Genomic DNA, 16856 nt, shown 5'->3' on the forward strand with positions numbered 1-16856 from the left:
TACCCGGCCTGGCGCATCTTTACCTGAGATACGAAAGAAATATGCCTGAAAAAAAGGGATCGGCAGACGCTAAGGTGCTGCATTGCTCGTTTTGCAATAAAAGCCAGCACGAAGTCCGCAAGCTGATCGCGGGTCCGTCGGTATTCATCTGCGATGAATGCATAGATCTGTGCAACGACATCATCCGTGAAGAGGCGCAGGCCACTGCGCGCGCGGCGATTCGTTCCGAGCTGCCCACTCCGGCTGAAATCAAGACTTTCCTGGACCAGTACGTCATTGGGCAATCGTCGCCCAAGCGCATGCTGGCCGTGGCCGTCTACAACCACTACAAGCGCATTCGCCACGGCGAAATCAAGGGCGACGAAGTCGAGCTCTCCAAGAGCAACATCATGCTGATCGGGCCCACCGGCTCCGGCAAGACGCTCCTGGCCCAGACGCTGGCTCGCATGCTGAACGTGCCCTTCGTCATGGCCGACGCCACCACGCTGACCGAAGCCGGTTATGTGGGTGAAGACGTCGAAAACATCATTCAGAAGTTGCTGCAGAACTGCAACTATGAAGTCGAAAAAGCCCAGCGCGCCATCATCTACATCGACGAGATCGACAAGATTTCGCGCAAGTCCGACAACCCGTCCATCACCCGCGACGTGTCGGGCGAGGGCGTGCAGCAGGCCTTGTTGAAGCTGATCGAAGGTACGGTGGCGTCGGTGCCCCCGCAGGGCGGGCGCAAGCACCCCAACCAGGATTTCGTTCAGGTCGACACGACCAACATCCTGTTCATCGTGGGTGGCGCCTTCGACGGACTGGAAAAGGTCATCCGCGACCGCACTGAAAAGTCCGGTATCGGTTTCTCGGCGTCCGTGCGCGCCAAGTCCGAGCGCGGCGTCGGTGAACTGTTCTCCGAAGTCGAGCCCGAAGACCTCATCAAGTTCGGTCTCATCCCCGAACTGGTCGGCCGTCTGCCCGTGGTCGCCACGCTGGACGAGCTGGACGAAGCCGCGCTGGTCCAGATTCTGACCGAGCCCAAGAACGCCCTGCTCAAGCAATTCCAGAAGCTGTTCGCCATGGAAGGCGCCGAGCTCGACGTGCGGCCCGCCGCACTGAAGGCCATCGCCCGCAAGGCGCTGCGTCGCAAGACGGGTGCTCGCGGCCTGCGTTCCATCATCGAGCAGGCGCTGCTCGACACCATGTACGACCTGCCCTCGCAGGGCAACGTCAAGCGTGTGGTGCTCGACGAAAACGCCATCGAAGGCGAGGGCAAGCCCTTGCTGATCTACGCGGATGAAAACGCCGCGCCAGAGAAGCCGGAGCGCGGAGAAGTCCGCGACGCCGCCGCCTGATATTTCAAAAAAGCCCGTTCTCGTAACGGGTTTTTTTGCCTAGGGCGCTTCTCCATCCACGATCACGCTTTTCAGCCGGCCGCCATGGCCGCATACTGAAGACGGTTCCAGGGCCTTTTTGGGGCCTTTTGGTGATCCAGGCGGCCGAGATCTTGAATTTTCGGCTATTGTTCCCATAACAGACGTAATTGACGAGTTTGCTCGGGTATTACCCGGGTGTCCCGTCCCCATACGCCGAGTCATACCGAGGAACCTCATATGTCTGCCAGCCAGACCCTGCCTTCCGACCCGATCGACCTTCCCCTGCTGCCGCTGCGCGACGTCGTAGTGTTCCCGCATATGGTCATCCCGCTGTTCGTCGGCCGTCCGCGCTCCATCCGCGCGCTCGAGGTCGCGATGGAAGCGGGCAAAAGCATCATGCTGGTGGCTCAAAAGTCCGCCGGCAAAGATGACCCCACGCCTGAAGACGTATACGAAATTGGCTGCGTCGCCGGCATCCTGCAAATGCTCAAGCTGCCCGACGGCACCGTGAAGGTGCTGGTTGAAGGCACGCAGCGTGCGCGCATCAACACCATCGAAGACGCCGATTCGCACTTCACCTGCCAGGTGTCGCCTATCGAACCGGACGCCATGCAGGGCTCCGAAACAGAAGCCTTGCGCCGCGCCATCGTTGCGCAGTTCGAGCAGTACGTAAAGCTCAACAAGAAGATCCCCCCGGAGATCCTGACCTCGCTGGCTGGCATTGACGACGCTGGCCGCCTGGCCGACACGATCGCCGCGCATCTTCCCCTGAAGCTCGAGCAGAAGCAAAAGATGCTCGAGATCACCGGCACCTCCGAACGCCTCGAAGGCTTGCTCACGCAACTCGAAACCGAAATCGACATCCTCCAGGTCGAGAAGCGGATTCGTGGCCGCGTGAAGAAGCAGATGGAAAAGAGCCAGCGCGACTACTACCTGAATGAGCAGGTCAAGGCCATTCAGAAGGAGTTGGGCGAAGGCGAAGAGGGCGCGGACATCGAAGAGCTTGAAAAGAAGATCATCGCTGCCCACATGCCCAAAGAGGCGCGCAAGAAAGCCGATGCCGAGCTCAAGAAGCTCAAGCTCATGTCGCCCATGTCGGCCGAAGCCACTGTGGTGCGCAACTATATCGACACGCTCATCAATCTCCCCTGGAGAAAGAAGAGCAAGATCAACAACTCGATCAGCAACGCCGAGACGGTGCTGGACAACGACCACTACGGTCTCGAAAAGGTCAAGGAACGGATCCTCGAATACCTTGCCGTGCAACAGCGCGTAGACAAGGTGAAGGCGCCGATCCTGTGCCTGGTCGGCCCTCCGGGTGTCGGTAAAACCTCGCTTGGTCAGTCGATCGCCAAGGCCACGAACCGCAAGTTCGTGCGTATGGCCCTGGGCGGCGTGCGGGACGAAGCCGAGATCCGCGGTCACCGTCGTACATACATCGGCTCGATGCCCGGCAAGATCGTGCAGAACATGTCAAAGGTCGGCGTGCGCAATCCGCTGTTCCTGCTTGATGAAATCGACAAGCTGGGCATGGATTTCCGCGGCGATCCCTCGTCGGCCCTGCTCGAAGTGCTGGACCCGGAACAGAACCACACGTTCCAGGACCACTACATCGAGGTCGACTTCGATCTCTCCGACGTCATGTTCGTGGCGACCAGCAACACGCTGAACATTCCGCCGGCTCTGCTGGACCGTATGGAAGTGATCCGCCTGTCGGGTTACACCGAGGAAGAAAAGATCCACATCGCCCGCGACCATCTGCTGCCCAAGCTGATGAAGAACAACGGCGTGAAGGATACCGAGCTGACGGTCGACGACAGCGCGCTGCGCGATATCGTGCGTTACTACACCCGCGAAGCCGGTGTCCGTGCGCTCGAACGCGAAGTGGGCAAGATCTGCCGCAAGGTCATCAAGCAATTGCTGACCCAAAGCGATCGCGCCAAGGCCGAGGGCAAGACGCTCGAGGTCAAGGCGGTCAACGTCACGGCCGACAACCTCAGCGATTACCTCGGTGTGCGCCGCTACGCGTTTGGCATGGCCGAAAAGGAAAACCAGATCGGTCAGGTGACCGGCCTGGCGTGGACGGAAGTCGGCGGCGACCTGCTGACGATCGAAGTCGCGGACATGCCCGGTAAGGGCGTCATCCAGCGTACGGGTTCGCTCGGCGATGTGATGAAGGAATCGGTCGAAGCGGCGCGCACCGTCGTGCGTTCGCGGGCTCGCCGCCTGGGCTTTGCCGACAGCGTCTTCGAAAAGCACGACATGCACGTGCACGTGCCGGAAGGTGCGACGCCCAAGGACGGTCCGTCCGCGGGTATCGCGATCACCACGGCCATGGTGTCGGCCCTGTCGCGCATCCCGGTGCGCGCCGACGTCGCCATGACGGGCGAGATCACGCTGCGCGGCGAGGTGCTGCCGATCGGCGGCCTGAAAGAAAAGCTGCTCGCGGCTCACCGTGGCGGTATCAAGACGGTTCTGATTCCGGAAGAAAACGTCAAGGATTTGGCGGAAATCCCGGACAACGTCAAGAACCACCTCGAGATCGTGCCGGTGCGTTGGATCGACAAGGTGCTGGAACTGGCCTTGGAGCGTCTCCCGGAGCCGTTGGCCGAGGAAGAAGCCGTCAAGGAGCCCCTGGTTGCCAAGCCGGCTGAACCCGGCTCTACCGACCCGGTCATGAAGCACTGATGGCGTCTTGAATGCCAGGGCGCTCTCGAAAGAGGGCGTCCGAAGCCCAAAGGTGTCCAAAGTCTTGCGGACCGCCCCAAAGCAAAAAACCCCGCTCAGTGAGCGGGGTTTTCTTTTGGATGTGGCATACCGGTAGCGAGGTCTGGCGTCGGCGGCGTAAGCCGCCTGCAGGGCTTGGCTATGTGCAGGTTTCGGTTCCGGCCTAGTGCAGCGCTTGCGTGCGGATAAGACCCACCGCAATGCCTTCCAGCGCGAATTCCTGATCGGCCTTGACCACGATGGTTTCGAAGTCGGGATTTTCGGGCAGGAGCTCGATATGGCCGTTCTGGCGTTGAAGGCGCTTGACCGTGACATCGTCGCCGATACGAGCCACCACGATCTGGCCATTGCGGGCTTCAGATGCCTTTTTGACAGCCAGCAGATCGCCTTCAAGGATGCCTGCGTCGCGCATGCTCATGCCGCGGACTTTAAGCAGGTAGTCGGGCGCCTGGGCAAAGAGGCTGGGGTCCACGCCGACTTCGCGTTCGACATGCTCGGCCGCAAGAATCGGGCTACCTGCCGCAACACGGCCGACCAGCGGCAGGAGAAGCTGGGCGAGGGCAGGGATGGGGAGTGAGGTCTGGGCGGGCGCGGTGGCGGCGTCCTTCAGACGGATGCCCCGCGAGGCGCCGGCCGTGAGCTCGATGGCGCCCTTGCGTGCCAACGCCTTGAGGTGGTCTTCGGCGGCGTTGGGAGAGCGAAAACCCAGGGCCTGAGCGATCTCGGCACGCGTCGGCGGAAAGCCGGTGCGCGTGACCGTTTGCCTGATGAGGTCCAGGATTTGTTGTTGGCGATCCGTGAGTTTGCTGGCCATGGCGATGATCCGGTGCGAGCGGACTGTACATATATACAGCGCCATTCTGGGGGACGCAGCGCAAAAAAGCAAGCTAGTCTCGAAGGCAGCAAAAACGGGACCCGCAGGTCCCGTATCTGGCTGAAGACGGCTCGGGCCGCCAAGTGATTTACAGCACAGCCGCGATGCCAGCTGCCACCTTGTCGATGTTGCCGCTGTTCAGCGCGGCCACGCAGATGCGTCCGCTGGACACGGCGTAGACGCCATGTTCTTCACGCAGGCGGTCCACCTGAGCGGCGGAGAGGCCCGAGTACGAGAACATGCCGCGCTGCTTCAGCACGAAGCTGAAGTCCTGCTTGCCGCCGTGCTCTTTGATCTTGTCGACCAGTTGCGCGCGCATCAGGCGGATGCGATCACGCATGCCGGCCAGTTCTTCTTCCCAGAGGGCGAACAGCTCGGGCGTGTTCAGCACCGTGGACACCACCGTGCCGCCGTGCGTCGGCGGGTTGGAGTAGTTGGTGCGGATGACACGCTTGAGCTGGCTCAGCACGCGCGTGGCTTCGTCCTTGCTGCCGGCCACGACGGTCAGCGCGCCGACGCGCTCGCCGTACAGCGAGAAAGACTTCGAGAACGACGAGCTGATGAACATGGTCATGTCCAGGTCCGCGAACAGGCGCACGACCGAGGCGTCTTCCGTCAGGCCGTCGCCAAACCCTTGATAGGCGATGTCCAGGAACGGGACCAGGTTGTTTTCCTTGACGACAGCGGCGATCTGCTTCCACTGTTCGGGGGTGGGATCCGCGCCCGTGGGGTTGTGGCAGCACGCATGCAGCACGACGACGGTCTTGGCGGGCGCGGCCTTCAGGTCGGCCAGCATGGCTTCGAAGTTCAGGCCGCGGGTGGTGGCGTCGTAGTAGGCATAGGTGCCGACTTCAAAACCGGCGCGTTCGAACAGGGCGCGGTGGTTTTCCCAGCTGGGATCGCTGATCAGGACCTTGGAGCCCGGCAGCAATTGGCGCAGGAAATCGGCGCCGATCTTCAGGGCGCCAGTGCCGCCCAGTGCTTGCGTGGTCAGCACGCGGCCAGCGGCGGCCAGCGCGGAGTCCTTGCCCAGCAGCAGCGCCTGGGCGCCGGCGTTGTAGCCGGCGATGCCTTCGATAGGCAGATAGCCGCGAGCGGCGGCGGCTTCGATGCGGGCGGTTTCGGCCTTGCGCACTGCGCCCAGGAGCGGGATCCGTCCCTGATCATCGTAATACACGCCCACGCCCAGGTTCACTTTACCGGGGCGGGTGTCCGCGTTGTATTGTTCGTTCAGGCCAAGAATGGGGTCGCGCGGCGCGAGCTCGACGGAATCGAATAGGGTGCTCATGGGACTCTGATGAGGTGGGTGGACGCAGTACGAAGTGCTGTGGATAATGGGGGGTTTACCCTGGAACAGTCTAGCATGCCTAAGAGCGCAATAGACCCGAGCGCGGGGGCTCCCGCCGCAGGTCCGGGATTCGTCGATTTCCCTGACAGCCCGTTTCACCTCTATCAACCCTATCCGCCGGCGGGGGACCAGCCCACGGCCATCGCAGGGCTGACGCAGGGTGTCGAAGACGGCCTCATGTACCAGACGCTTCTGGGCGTGACCGGGTCAGGCAAAACCTACACCATGGCCAACGTGATCGCGCGCATGGGCCGCCCGGCGCTGGTCCTTGCCCCCAACAAGACATTGGCCGCGCAGCTCTACGCCGAAATGCGCGAGTTCTTTCCGAAGAACGCGGTGGAGTATTTCGTTTCTTACTACGATTACTACCAGCCCGAGGCCTATGTGCCGACGCGCGACCTGTTCATTGAAAAAGACTCGTCCATCAACGAACACATCGAGCAGATGCGGCTGTCGGCCACCAAAAGCCTGCTCGAACGGCGCGACACGATCATCGTGGGTACGGTGTCGTGTATCTACGGTATCGGCAACCCCGGCGACTATCACGCGATGGTGCTTATCCTTCGCGCGGGCGACCAGATCGCCCGCCGCGAGATCCTCGCGCGCCTGGTGGCCATGCAGTACACCCGTAATGACGCCGAGTTCACGCGTGGGGTCTTCCGCGTGCGCGGCGAGACCATCGACATCTTCCCGGCAGAAAGCGCCGAGCTCGCGTTGCGCGTGACGTTGTTCGATGACGAAATCGAAACGCTCGAACTGTTCGATCCGCTGACGGGTCGCATCCGCCAGAAGCTGCCGCGCTTCACCGTCTATCCCGGCTCGCATTATGTGACGCCGCGCGACACCGTGCTGCGCGCCATCGAAACCATCAAGGAAGAGCTGCGCGAACGCGTCAAGCGGTTCGTCGACGATGGCCACCTGGTCGAGGCTCAGCGTCTTGAGCAACGCACCCGCTTCGATTTGGAAATGCTGCAGGAGCTTGGGTTCTGCAAGGGCATCGAGAACTACTCGCGTCATTTGTCGGGCGCCGCGCCGGGCGACCCGCCACCGACCCTGATTGATTACCTGCCGTCCGACGCGCTGATGTTCATCGACGAGAGCCACGTCACGATCGGCCAGCTCAGCGCCATGTACCGCGGCGACCGGTCCCGCAAGGAAACGCTGGTGCAGTACGGTTTCCGTCTGCCGTCGGCGCTGGACAACCGTCCGCTCAAGCTCGAGGAGTTCGAGACGCGGATGCGCCAGTGCGTATTTGTTTCGGCGACGCCTGCCGCATACGAACAGGAGCACGCGGACAACGTCGTGGAGCAGGTGGTGCGTCCCACGGGCCTTGTCGACCCTATCGTCCAGGTGTTGCCCGCTCGCACGCAGGTGGACGACCTGCTGGGCCAGATCAAGGCGCGTGTTTCTCAAGGCGACCGCGTGCTGGTCACGACGCTGACCAAGCGGATGGCCGAAGACCTGACGGACTTCCTGAGCGAGCACGGCGTGAAGGTGCGCTACCTGCACTCGGACATCGACACGGTCGAGCGCGTTGAAATCCTGCGGGACCTGCGCTTGGGCACGTTCGACGTCCTGGTGGGGATCAACCTGCTGCGCGAGGGTCTGGATATTCCGGAGGTGTCGCTGGTGGCCATCCTGGATGCCGACAAGGAGGGATTCCTGCGCTCAGAGCGCAGCCTCATTCAGACCATCGGCCGCGCGGCCCGCAACCTGAACGGTCACGCGATTCTCTATGCCGACCGGATCACGGATTCGATGAAACGCGCCATGGACGAGACTGCCCGCCGGCGCACGAAGCAGCTTCAATTCAACGTCGACAACGGCATCACTGCGCGCGGCGTGCACAAGGCGGTGCGCGAATTGATTGACGGTATCGTGGCGCCTGCCCAACACGACACGCTGGAAGCGGCAGTTCCCGCGGAATTGTTGAAGGATGAGAAGGCCCTGGCGCGCGAGATCAAGCGACTGGAAAAGCTGATGATGGACCACGCCCGCAATCTCGAATTCGAACAGGCTGCTGCCGCCCGAGACTCGCTCAATGCCCTCAAGCAGCGTGTGCTGCTGGACGGGGCGGTGTAGGGCAGGGCCAAACGTTTCAATTCATGTCTGTTCGCTTACGGTAAGCTGAAAATGCGCAAAAAGTGGTGCGCTGCCATCATGGTGTAACCATTCCGGAATTTTGCACGCGTTGCGTCTCATGGGTTACCTGAATACAAGCTTGCAACTCCATGATTTCTTTGGGATTATGTGCCCCATTAATTTGCGCTACGTCAATTGCGCAGGTGCAAAAAAAGCTTGCCTTATCTCGGGTTTTCCCGCACACTTGCTTCCATGATGACCAAGGTACTTTTCGTTTGCATGGGCAATATCTGTCGCTCGCCGAGCGCAGAGGGCGTGTTTCGCCATTTGGTGAATGACGCGGGTTTGGGCGATGTTGTGCGCATCGACTCCGCGGGCACGCACGCGTTTCATATCGGCGAGGCGCCTGATGCCCGGGCGCAGGCTGCGGCACGTAAGCGCGGCTACGAGATCACTCACTGCGAGGCGCGTCAGGTCACCGCGGAAGACTTCCGTGACTTCGATCTTATCCTCGCCATGGACTGGGACAATCTGTCCGCCATGCAGCAGCAATGCCCCAAGGCGTACCAGCACAAGCTGATGCTCCTGATGCGCTTTGCCAATGAGTTCGAAGAAGCCACCGTGCCCGATCCGTACTACGGTGGCGCCGACGGTTTCGGCAAAGTCCTGGACTACCTCGAAGATGCCTGTCAGGGTGTTCTCGAACTGGTCCGCAAGCGCGCTACCCAGTACCAGGCTGCCTGATCGGCCGGTTGCAGAGTCGCTCGCAGAGCGGCTCTCAGGGCAGAAGGCAGTAAAAAACCGCGCAGATGCGCGGTTTTTTGTAGCCGGGAGCCATACCAAATTAGTCGGGAATAGGCTATACTTGAGCCAATTACTCGGGTATTGACCGCTGGATTCGCTGGCGGCCACTGCCGGAATCACAGGGAATTCACCATGCGGCTAACTACCAAAGGGCGTTTCGCCGTGACTGCCATGATCGACTTGGCTATGCGGCAGCATAGCGGCCCGGTCACTCTTGCGGCCATCAGCCAGCGTCAGAACATTTCGCTTTCGTATCTGGAACAGCTCTTCGGAAAACTCCGTCGTCACGAGCTCGTGGACAGCGTCCGCGGCCCGGGCGGCGGTTATTCGCTTGCGCGCCTGGCGCGCAACGTGACTGTTGCAGACATCATCTTTGCCGTCGACGAACCGCTGGACGCCACGAGCTGTGGCGGCAAGCGGGACTGTACGAGCGGCAACGACGGCAAGCCGGGCAAGTGCATGACGCATGAACTCTGGGCTACGTTGAATCGCAAGATGGTGGATTACCTGGATTCGGTGTCCCTGCAGGATCTCGTCGACCAGCAGCGTGTGCGCCAATTGCAGGAAGCGACCAATCAAGCGCAGGCCTGCGCAGTGCGCGTGAACCGGGTGGGAGGCGCTACCGCCGCCAACGCCCCGACCACCACTGTTGCTGCCAACGCCACCGTATAAGAAGTAGGAGTTGTTGAAATGACCACCCGTCCGATCTATCTGGATTATTCGGCCACGACGCCCGTCGATCCCCGCGTCGTCGATGCCATGGTGCCCTGGCTGTACGAAAACTTCGGCAACCCGGCATCGCGCAGCCATGCATTTGGCTGGGAGTCCGAAGAGGCCGTCGAACGCGCCCGCGAACAAGTCGCCAAGCTGGTCAATGCCGACCCGCGCGAAATCGTCTGGACCTCCGGCGCCACCGAATCCAACAACCTCGCCATCAAGGGCGCGGCAAACTTCTATGCCGAGCGCGGCAAGCACATCATCACGGTCAAGACCGAACACAAGGCGGTTCTGGACACCTGTCGTGAGCTGGAGCGCCAGGGCTTCGAAGTCACCTATCTGAACGTCAAGGACAACGGCCTGATCGACCTGGACGTCTTCAAGGCTGCGCTGCGTCCCGACACCGTGCTGGTGTCCGTGATGATGGTGAACAACGAAATCGGCGTGATCCAGGACGTGGAAACGCTGGGTGAAATCTGCCGCGAAAAGGGCATCATTTTCCACGTCGACGCCGCTCAGGCGACCGGCAAGGTGGAAATCGACCTGCAAAAGCTCAAGGTCGACCTGATGTCGTTCTCGGCCCACAAGACTTACGGCCCCAAGGGCATTGGTGCGTTGTACGTGCGCCGCAAGCCGCGTATCCGTATCGAAGCGCAGATGCATGGCGGCGGTCATGAGCGCGGTTTCCGCTCGGGCACGCTGGCCACGCACCAGATCGTCGGCATGGGCGAAGCCTTCCGCCTGGCGCGCGAAGAAATGGGCACCGAGAACGAGCGCATCCGCATGCTGCGTGATCGCCTGTGGAATGGCCTGTCGGAGATCGAAGAGGTCTACCTGAACGGCGACATGGACCAGCGCGTGCCGCACAACCTGAACGTGAGCTTCAACTACGTCGAAGGCGAGTCCCTGATCATGGCGATCAAGGAGCTTGCGGTTTCCAGCGGTTCGGCCTGCACCTCGGCCAGCCTGGAGCCTTCGTACGTGCTGCGCGCCCTGGGCCGCAACGATGAACTGGCGCACAGCTCGATCCGCTTCACGCTGGGTCGTTTCACGACCGAGAAGGAAGTGGACTTTGCGGTCGAACTGATCAAGAGCCGGGTTGGCAAGCTGCGCGATATGTCGCCGCTTTGGGAAATGGCCAAGGAAGGCATCGACTTGAACACCGTGCAGTGGGCCGCGCACTAAGCGCCCGCGCCTTGATATACGTGGAGAATTAACATGTCTTACAGCACCAAAGTTCTGGATCACTACGAAAACCCCCGCAACGTCGGTTCGTTCGACAAGTCGGACGACTCGGTGGGCACCGGCATGGTCGGCGCGCCGGCCTGTGGCGACGTGATGAAGCTGCAGATCAAGGTGAACGAAGCTGGCGTTATTGAAGACGCGCGCTTCAAGACCTACGGCTGTGGCTCGGCCATTGCCTCCAGCTCGCTCGTGACCGAATGGGTCAAGGGCAAGACGCTGGACCAAGCCATGAACATCCGCAACACGCAGATCGCCGAAGAACTGGCGCTGCCGCCGGTGAAGGTGCACTGTTCCATCCTGGCCGAAGACGCGATCAAGGCCGCGGTGCAGAACTACAAAGAAAAGCATTCGGCCACCGCCGAAGCTGTGGCGGGCTGATCATGGCCGTTACCCTGACCCAACAGGCTGCCACCCACATCGGCCGCTACTTGCAGAAGCGCGGAAAGGGTATCGGCTTGCGGCTCGGCGTTAGGACGACGGGCTGCTCCGGCATGGCCTACAAGTTGGAGTATGTCGACGCGGTCGAAGCGGAAGATGTCGTCTTCGAGAGCTTTGGCGTGAAGGTCTTCATTGACCCCAAGAGCCTGTCGTATCTCGATGGCACGGAGCTGGACTATGCCCGTGAGGGCCTGAACGAAGGCTTCAAGTTCCGCAACCCCAACGAGAAGGCGACCTGCGGCTGCGGCGAGTCGTTCACGGTGTAAGTCTTGGCTGGTGACGATCACTTCAGCCTGTTTGGCTTGCCGGCACGATTCGACCTGGACGGCCAGGCGCTTGAGCACGCCTGGCGCACCGTCGCCGCGAAGGTGCACCCCGACCGCTTTGCCACGGCCAGCCCCGCGGAACGCCGCGTGGCGATGCAATGGGCGGCACGGGCCAACGAGGCCTATCGCGAATTGAAGGATCCGCTGCTGCGGGCCCGCTACCTGTGCGAGCAGGCCGGCGTGGACCTGCAGACCGAAAGCAACACGTCCATGGACGGCGCTTTCCTGATGCAGCAGATGACCTGGCGCGAGATGCTGGATGACGGGCGCGACGACGCCAGCGTTCTGAACGCGTTGCAAGCCGAACTGGACGAGGCGCGTGCCGAGATGCGCGCCACGGTGACGCGCCTTCTGGACGACGAACGCGATTACGCGGCGGCCGGGCGCAAGGTGCGGGAATGGATGTTCGTGGAAAAGCTGGCGCAGGAGCTGGCCCACGTGCAGCCCGCGGGATAGCCAACGGCGCGCTGGGGCGTTCCCGTCATGGGCGCCTGTCCGGCGCGGCCTACTGACCAGAAAAACAGAATCATGGCCTTATTGCAGATTTCCGAGCCCGGTGAATCGCCCGCGCCGCACCAGCGCAAGCTGGCGGTCGGGATTGACCTGGGCACCACCAATTCACTGGTCGCTGCCGTGCGCAGCAGCGTGGCTGAAGTGCTGCCCGATGCGCAAGGCCATGCCTTGCTGCCGTCGGCGGTGCGCTATTTCCCCGGCGGCAAGGTCGCGACGGGCCGCGAGCCGCTGGCCCAGCAGGCCGAAGATCCCCTGAACACGGTCGTTTCCGTGAAGCGTTTCATGGGCCGGTCGCTGGAAGAGGCGCAGGCAACGCGCGCGCCTTATGAGTTTGTCGATGCACCCGGCATGGTCCGGATTCGCACGGTGCAGGGCGACCTGAGCCCGGTCGAGGTGTCCGCGCAGATCCTGGCAGTGCTGCGCCAACGTGCTGAAGACGTGCTGGGCGACGAGCTGGTGGGCGCGGTCATTACCGTGCCCGCGTATTTTGACGACGCGCAGCGTCAGGCCACGCGCGATGCCGCGCGCCTGGCGGGCCTGAACGTGCTGCGCCTGTTGAATGAACCGACCGCGGCCGCCATTGCCTACGGGCTGGACAATGCCGCCGAGGGTGTCTACGCCGTTTATGACCTGGGCGGCGGCACGTTCGATATTTCCATCCTGCGCCTGACGCAGGGCGTGTTCGAAGTGATTTCCACGGGCGGCGATACGGCGCTTGGCGGCGACGACTTCGATGTCCTGATCGCGGATCACGCCGTGGCGAAGCTCGGCTTGGGCGAACTGTCGCCCGCCGAGCGCCGCGGTTTACTGATGGCCGCGCGCGCCGCGCGTGAAACGCTGTCGGACGCCGACGTGACGAGCCTGAAGCTGACGCTGTCGGGCGGACGCAACGTCGATCTGACGCTTACCCGTGATGAATTTGAATCGCTGGCCCAGCCGCTGATCGAGCGCACGCTGGACACGGCGCGCCGCGCGCTGCGCGATGCGGCGCTCAAGCCGGCCGACGTGCGCGGCGTGGTGATGGTGGGCGGTGCGACGCGCATGCCTGTCGTGCGCGCCGCGGTGGCCAAGGTGTTCGGCACGGAACCGCTGACCGATCTGGATCCGGATCAGGTCGTGGCGCTGGGTGCCGCGCTGCAGGCCAATCTGTTGGCGGGCAACCGGGCGCCGGGCGAAGACTGGCTGCTGCTGGACGTGATTCCGCTGTCGCTGGGCCTGGAAACGATGGGCGGCCTGGTCGAGCGCATCATTCCGCGCAACAGCACCATCCCTGTGGCGCGGGCGCAGGAATTCACGACGTTCAAGGACGGCCAGACGGCCATGAGCATCCACGTGGTGCAGGGCGAGCGCGACCTGGTGGCGGATTCCCGTTCACTGGCGCGCTTTGAACTGCGCGGCATTCCGCCGATGGTGGCGGGCGCCGCACGTATCCGCGTGACCTTCCAGGTCGACGCGGATGGCCTGCTCAGCGTCACGGCGCGCGAGCAGAGCCAGGGCGTCGAGGCAATGGTGTCGGTCAAGCCGTCTTACGGTCTGTCCGACGACGAGATCGCGCAGATGTTGGCCGATAGCGTGGCGCAGGCGGACACGGATGCCAAGGCGCGCATGTTGCGAGAGCAGCAGGTCGACGCGCGCCAGTTGGTGGAATCGGTGCAGGCGGCGCTGGCCGTTGACGGCGACCTGCTCGAGCCGGAAGAACGCAAGCGGGTGGACGAGTGCCTGGACGCCGCGATCGCGGCGCAGCAGGCGCAGGACGTGGACACCGTCACCCAAGCCGTGCAGGCCCTGTCCGCCGCGACCGACGACTTTGCCGCGCGCCGCATGGACCGCAGCATCCGCGCCGCGTTGGCCGGCCGCAAACTAGACGAAATCGCCTGATAAGAAGTTATGCCGAAACTGACTGTATTGCCTCATCCCGACTACTGTCCCGAAGGCGCGGTGATCGAAGATGCGCCCAAGGGCGTGTCGATCTGCCGCGTGCTGCTGGACAACCACATCGATATCGAGCACGCCTGCGAACTGTCGTGCGCCTGCACGACCTGTCATGTGGTGGTCAAGCAGGGTTATTCGTCGCTGGAAGACGCCACGGACGACGAGGAAGACCTGTTGGACAAGGCCTGGGGCCTGACCCCGACGTCGCGTCTGTCGTGCCAGGCGCTGGTGACCGATGCCGACCTGACGGTCGAGATTCCCAAGTACACGATCAATCACGCCAAAGAGGGCCATTGATGAAGTGGACCGACACCTACGAGATTGCGGCTGCGCTGTACGACGCGCACCCTGACGTGGACCCGAAGGTGCTGCGTTTTACGCAGTTGCGCGAATGGGTCATGGCCTTGCCGGGCTTCAGCGACGATCCCGCCCACAGCGGCGAGAAGATCCTGGAGGCCATTCAGATGGCCTGGATCGAAGAAGCCGACTGAACGTGGCAGCACAAGACGCTCCCTGTAGGGAGCTTTTTTTTGGGCGAAGCCGTCAGGCTGCGGGCAGCCTCGGGCGCGGTCTCGCGCATGACATGCTCGCGTCGCGCGCGCCACGGTATTATCGGGGATCCGTTTGTTTGTCCTTTCCAGCCGAGTCCACCGATGCCCGCTGCCCAATTGCGTTTTGGCCTGGCCGCCAATCGTTTGCACCATGAAACCCCCGACGCTGCCCTGTTCACCTGGCTGCGTGCGTGTTCGTCCACCATCCGCGAGCTGGGCGTGCAGTTGCACACGGTGGGGCGCACCCATGATGCGATCGTGCGCGAGGGCATGCTGCAGGGTTATCCCGGTCTGATCCGTTACCCGTACGGCCGCGAGGGCGGCCTGATGAAGCTGGTGGCGCGCGTGACCGAAGGTCGTGACGGCCAGGCGCCGTTTGATGGCGCGATCTACCTGATCGATCCCGTTGACCCGTCGTCGATTTTTCCCGAAGCGCTGGCGCTCAAGCGGCAGTGCATCACGCATGGCCGTCCGTTCATTTCGACGCTGGCGGGTGCCATCGAATGGATGGAGGTCGAACGCATACACGCCGGGCTGGCGCCGGATGCATCCGCGTCGCGCCATTTCAATTTCTCGGGTCAGACGCTGGCGATGATTGCCCACGACGCGCTCAAGGACGAGATGGTGGCGTTTGCCAGCGAGCATTTCGATGTGCTGTCGCGCTTTGCCCGGCGCGTGGCCACCGGCACGACCGGCGGCCGGCTGAATGAGCTGGCGTGGTCGCGCGGCTGGCCCAAGGACACGCCGTGGGTGCATCGCTACCTGAGCGGCCCGCTGGGCGGCGATGCGCAGATTGCGGAGCTGGTGCTTGAGCACCAATGCCAGCGCGTCATCTTCTTTGAAGACCCCCACGTCGCACGCCAGCACGAGGCCGATATCCAGCTGCTGGAAAGGGCGGTGCGCGTTGTCACCGAGTCCGCCACCTGCGCCACGTCGCCCACGGTCGCGCGCCGCTGGGCGCAAGCGGTCGAAAAGCGCATCGTCTGAGCGCTACGCGCGCGCCGCGGCAGGCTTTGCATCGGTGATGATGATGCGGGCGACGCGGTCCGCGACGGCTGCGGCCGCCAGCGATAGCGGCAGCACGTCGGAACGGCACAGGAATACCGGGCGGGTCAGACGGGGCCGGCTGATCCGCCGCAATTGCACGAGGCCGCGCTCGGCCTCCTGGCGTACGGCTTCAAACGAAAGGATCGTATGGGCGACGCCGGCCTGCGCCAGCTCGATCAGCTGCGGGATGGCGTTGGCTTCGGCAATGACGCGGAAATCAACCTGTTCGCGCTGCTGATATTGATCCAGTAAGCGTCGCAGGCTGTGCGGATTGCCCGGCAGCACCAAAGGCAACGCGGACAGGGCGCGCAGGGTGATGGTCGGCAGCGCAGCCAGCTCTGATGATGCGCGTTTGCCGCGTTTTGCCAGGGGCGGTGATACGACCACCAGCTCCTCGTCGATCAGATGCTGGAAACGCAGATCGACGGACGCTTCATCGCTGAATGTCAGCCCCAGATCGGCATGGCCCGAGCTCACGAAGCCGGGGATGTAGCCCGTGCTGGACTCGATGATCTTCAAGTAGACGCCCGGCCAGTGGGCGAGGCTGAACCGCAGCAGCGGCACCGTCAGCAGCTTGGCCATGGACATCGACATGGCCAGCGACACCGTGCCACGCGGCGCGTTGAGGTCTTCTCGCACATCGGCACGCGCCGCGTCGATGCGGCCGAGGATTTCACGCGCGTGCGCCAACAGGCGCGTGCCCGCCGCGGTGGGCGTGACGCCGCGGGCGCTGCGTTGCAGCAGGACGACGCCCAGGTCTTCTTCAAGATTGCGGATCTGCAAACTGAGCGCAGGCTGGGCCACATGCAGCGCCGTGGCGGCGCGGCTGATCGAACCCGTTGACACCACCGCGACAAAGCATTGCATCGCGCGTATGGACATGGACATGAA

The 16856-nt window shown here is 62.8% G+C and carries 16 protein-coding genes; 13 read left to right on the forward strand and 3 right to left on the reverse strand.

Annotated elements, in window-relative coordinates; all coding sequences use genetic code 11:
• Nucleotides 1-41 precede the first annotated feature (41 nt).
• Nucleotides 42-1340, forward strand: a complete 1299-nt coding sequence (clpX, locus tag MHZ91_RS13465; RefSeq protein WP_056562435.1) for an ATP-dependent Clp protease ATP-binding subunit ClpX — start codon at nt 42-44, stop codon at nt 1338-1340.
• A 258-nt stretch (nt 1341-1598) separates the two neighbouring features.
• Nucleotides 1599-4049, forward strand: a complete 2451-nt coding sequence (gene lon / locus MHZ91_RS13470) for an endopeptidase La (protein WP_175123407.1) — start codon at nt 1599-1601, stop codon at nt 4047-4049.
• A 202-nt stretch (nt 4050-4251) separates the two neighbouring features.
• On the opposite strand, the gene lexA is transcribed toward lon, so the two are convergent.
• Nucleotides 4252-4902 carry a transcriptional repressor LexA gene (gene lexA, locus MHZ91_RS13475; RefSeq protein ID WP_191575567.1) on the reverse strand — a complete coding sequence of 217 codons (651 nt, stop codon included), beginning with the start codon at nt 4900-4902 and terminating at the stop codon, nt 4252-4254.
• Nucleotides 4903-5050: 148 nt separating this feature from the next.
• A complete protein-coding gene (locus MHZ91_RS13480; protein WP_239214042.1) occupies nt 5051-6250 on the reverse strand; it encodes an amino acid aminotransferase in 1200 nt (399 codons plus the stop codon).
• A gap of 75 nt (nt 6251-6325) precedes the next feature.
• Here MHZ91_RS13480 and uvrB point away from each other — a divergent pair, with 75 nt between their 5' ends.
• The 11 genes from uvrB (at nt 6326) to MHZ91_RS13535 (ending at nt 15905) form a co-directional block, all read left to right on the forward strand.
• Entirely contained in the window at nt 6326-8392 is a 2067-nt protein-coding gene (uvrB, locus tag MHZ91_RS13485) for an excinuclease ABC subunit UvrB (protein ID WP_175123405.1), read from the forward strand.
• A 252-nt stretch (nt 8393-8644) separates the two neighbouring features.
• Entirely contained in the window at nt 8645-9136 is a 492-nt protein-coding gene (locus MHZ91_RS13490; RefSeq protein WP_006386176.1) for a low molecular weight protein-tyrosine-phosphatase, read from the forward strand.
• A 192-nt stretch (nt 9137-9328) separates the two neighbouring features.
• On the forward strand, nt 9329-9868 hold the full coding sequence (gene iscR, locus MHZ91_RS13495; protein WP_056318865.1) for a Fe-S cluster assembly transcriptional regulator IscR: 540 nt from the start codon (nt 9329-9331) through the stop codon (nt 9866-9868).
• A gap of 18 nt (nt 9869-9886) precedes the next feature.
• Nucleotides 9887-11098 (forward strand): IscS subfamily cysteine desulfurase, encoded by a 1212-nt coding sequence (locus MHZ91_RS13500; RefSeq protein ID WP_175123404.1) that lies wholly within the window; start codon nt 9887-9889, stop codon nt 11096-11098.
• 33 nt (nt 11099-11131) lie between these two features.
• A complete protein-coding gene (gene iscU, locus MHZ91_RS13505) occupies nt 11132-11536 on the forward strand; it encodes a Fe-S cluster assembly scaffold IscU (RefSeq protein WP_175123403.1) in 405 nt (134 codons plus the stop codon).
• Nucleotides 11537-11538: 2 nt separating this feature from the next.
• Entirely contained in the window at nt 11539-11862 is a 324-nt protein-coding gene (gene iscA, locus MHZ91_RS13510) for an iron-sulfur cluster assembly protein IscA (protein WP_239214043.1), read from the forward strand.
• 3 nt (nt 11863-11865) lie between these two features.
• The gene (gene hscB / locus MHZ91_RS13515; RefSeq protein WP_239214044.1) at nt 11866-12378 is read left to right on the forward strand and encodes a Fe-S protein assembly co-chaperone HscB; all 513 of its coding nucleotides are present in this window, start codon (nt 11866-11868) and stop codon (nt 12376-12378) included.
• Between the two features lie 72 nt (nt 12379-12450).
• Nucleotides 12451-14313, forward strand: coding sequence for a Fe-S protein assembly chaperone HscA (gene hscA / locus MHZ91_RS13520; RefSeq protein WP_239214046.1), 1863 nt, complete (start codon nt 12451-12453; stop codon nt 14311-14313).
• A gap of 9 nt (nt 14314-14322) precedes the next feature.
• Entirely contained in the window at nt 14323-14664 is a 342-nt protein-coding gene (gene fdx / locus MHZ91_RS13525) for an ISC system 2Fe-2S type ferredoxin (protein WP_013394592.1), read from the forward strand.
• The gene (gene iscX, locus MHZ91_RS13530; RefSeq protein WP_175123399.1) at nt 14664-14858 is read left to right on the forward strand and encodes a Fe-S cluster assembly protein IscX; all 195 of its coding nucleotides are present in this window, start codon (nt 14664-14666) and stop codon (nt 14856-14858) included. Before fdx ends, iscX begins: the two co-directional genes overlap by 1 nt.
• Before the next feature lie 162 nt (nt 14859-15020).
• Complete coding sequence (locus MHZ91_RS13535) at nt 15021-15905, forward strand: methylglyoxal synthase (protein WP_056562398.1); 885 nt, start codon at nt 15021-15023, stop codon at nt 15903-15905.
• 3 nt (nt 15906-15908) lie between these two features.
• Here the strand turns inward: MHZ91_RS13535 and MHZ91_RS13540 are convergent, their stop codons facing one another.
• On the reverse strand, nt 15909-16853 hold the full coding sequence (locus MHZ91_RS13540) for a LysR family transcriptional regulator (RefSeq protein WP_239214049.1): 945 nt from the start codon (nt 16851-16853) through the stop codon (nt 15909-15911).
• Nucleotides 16854-16856 lie beyond the last annotated feature (3 nt).

This window comes from Achromobacter sp. ACRQX, from assembly GCF_022346505.1.
In the GTDB taxonomy this organism is placed as follows: domain Bacteria; phylum Pseudomonadota; class Gammaproteobacteria; order Burkholderiales; family Burkholderiaceae_B; genus Achromobacter; species Achromobacter animicus.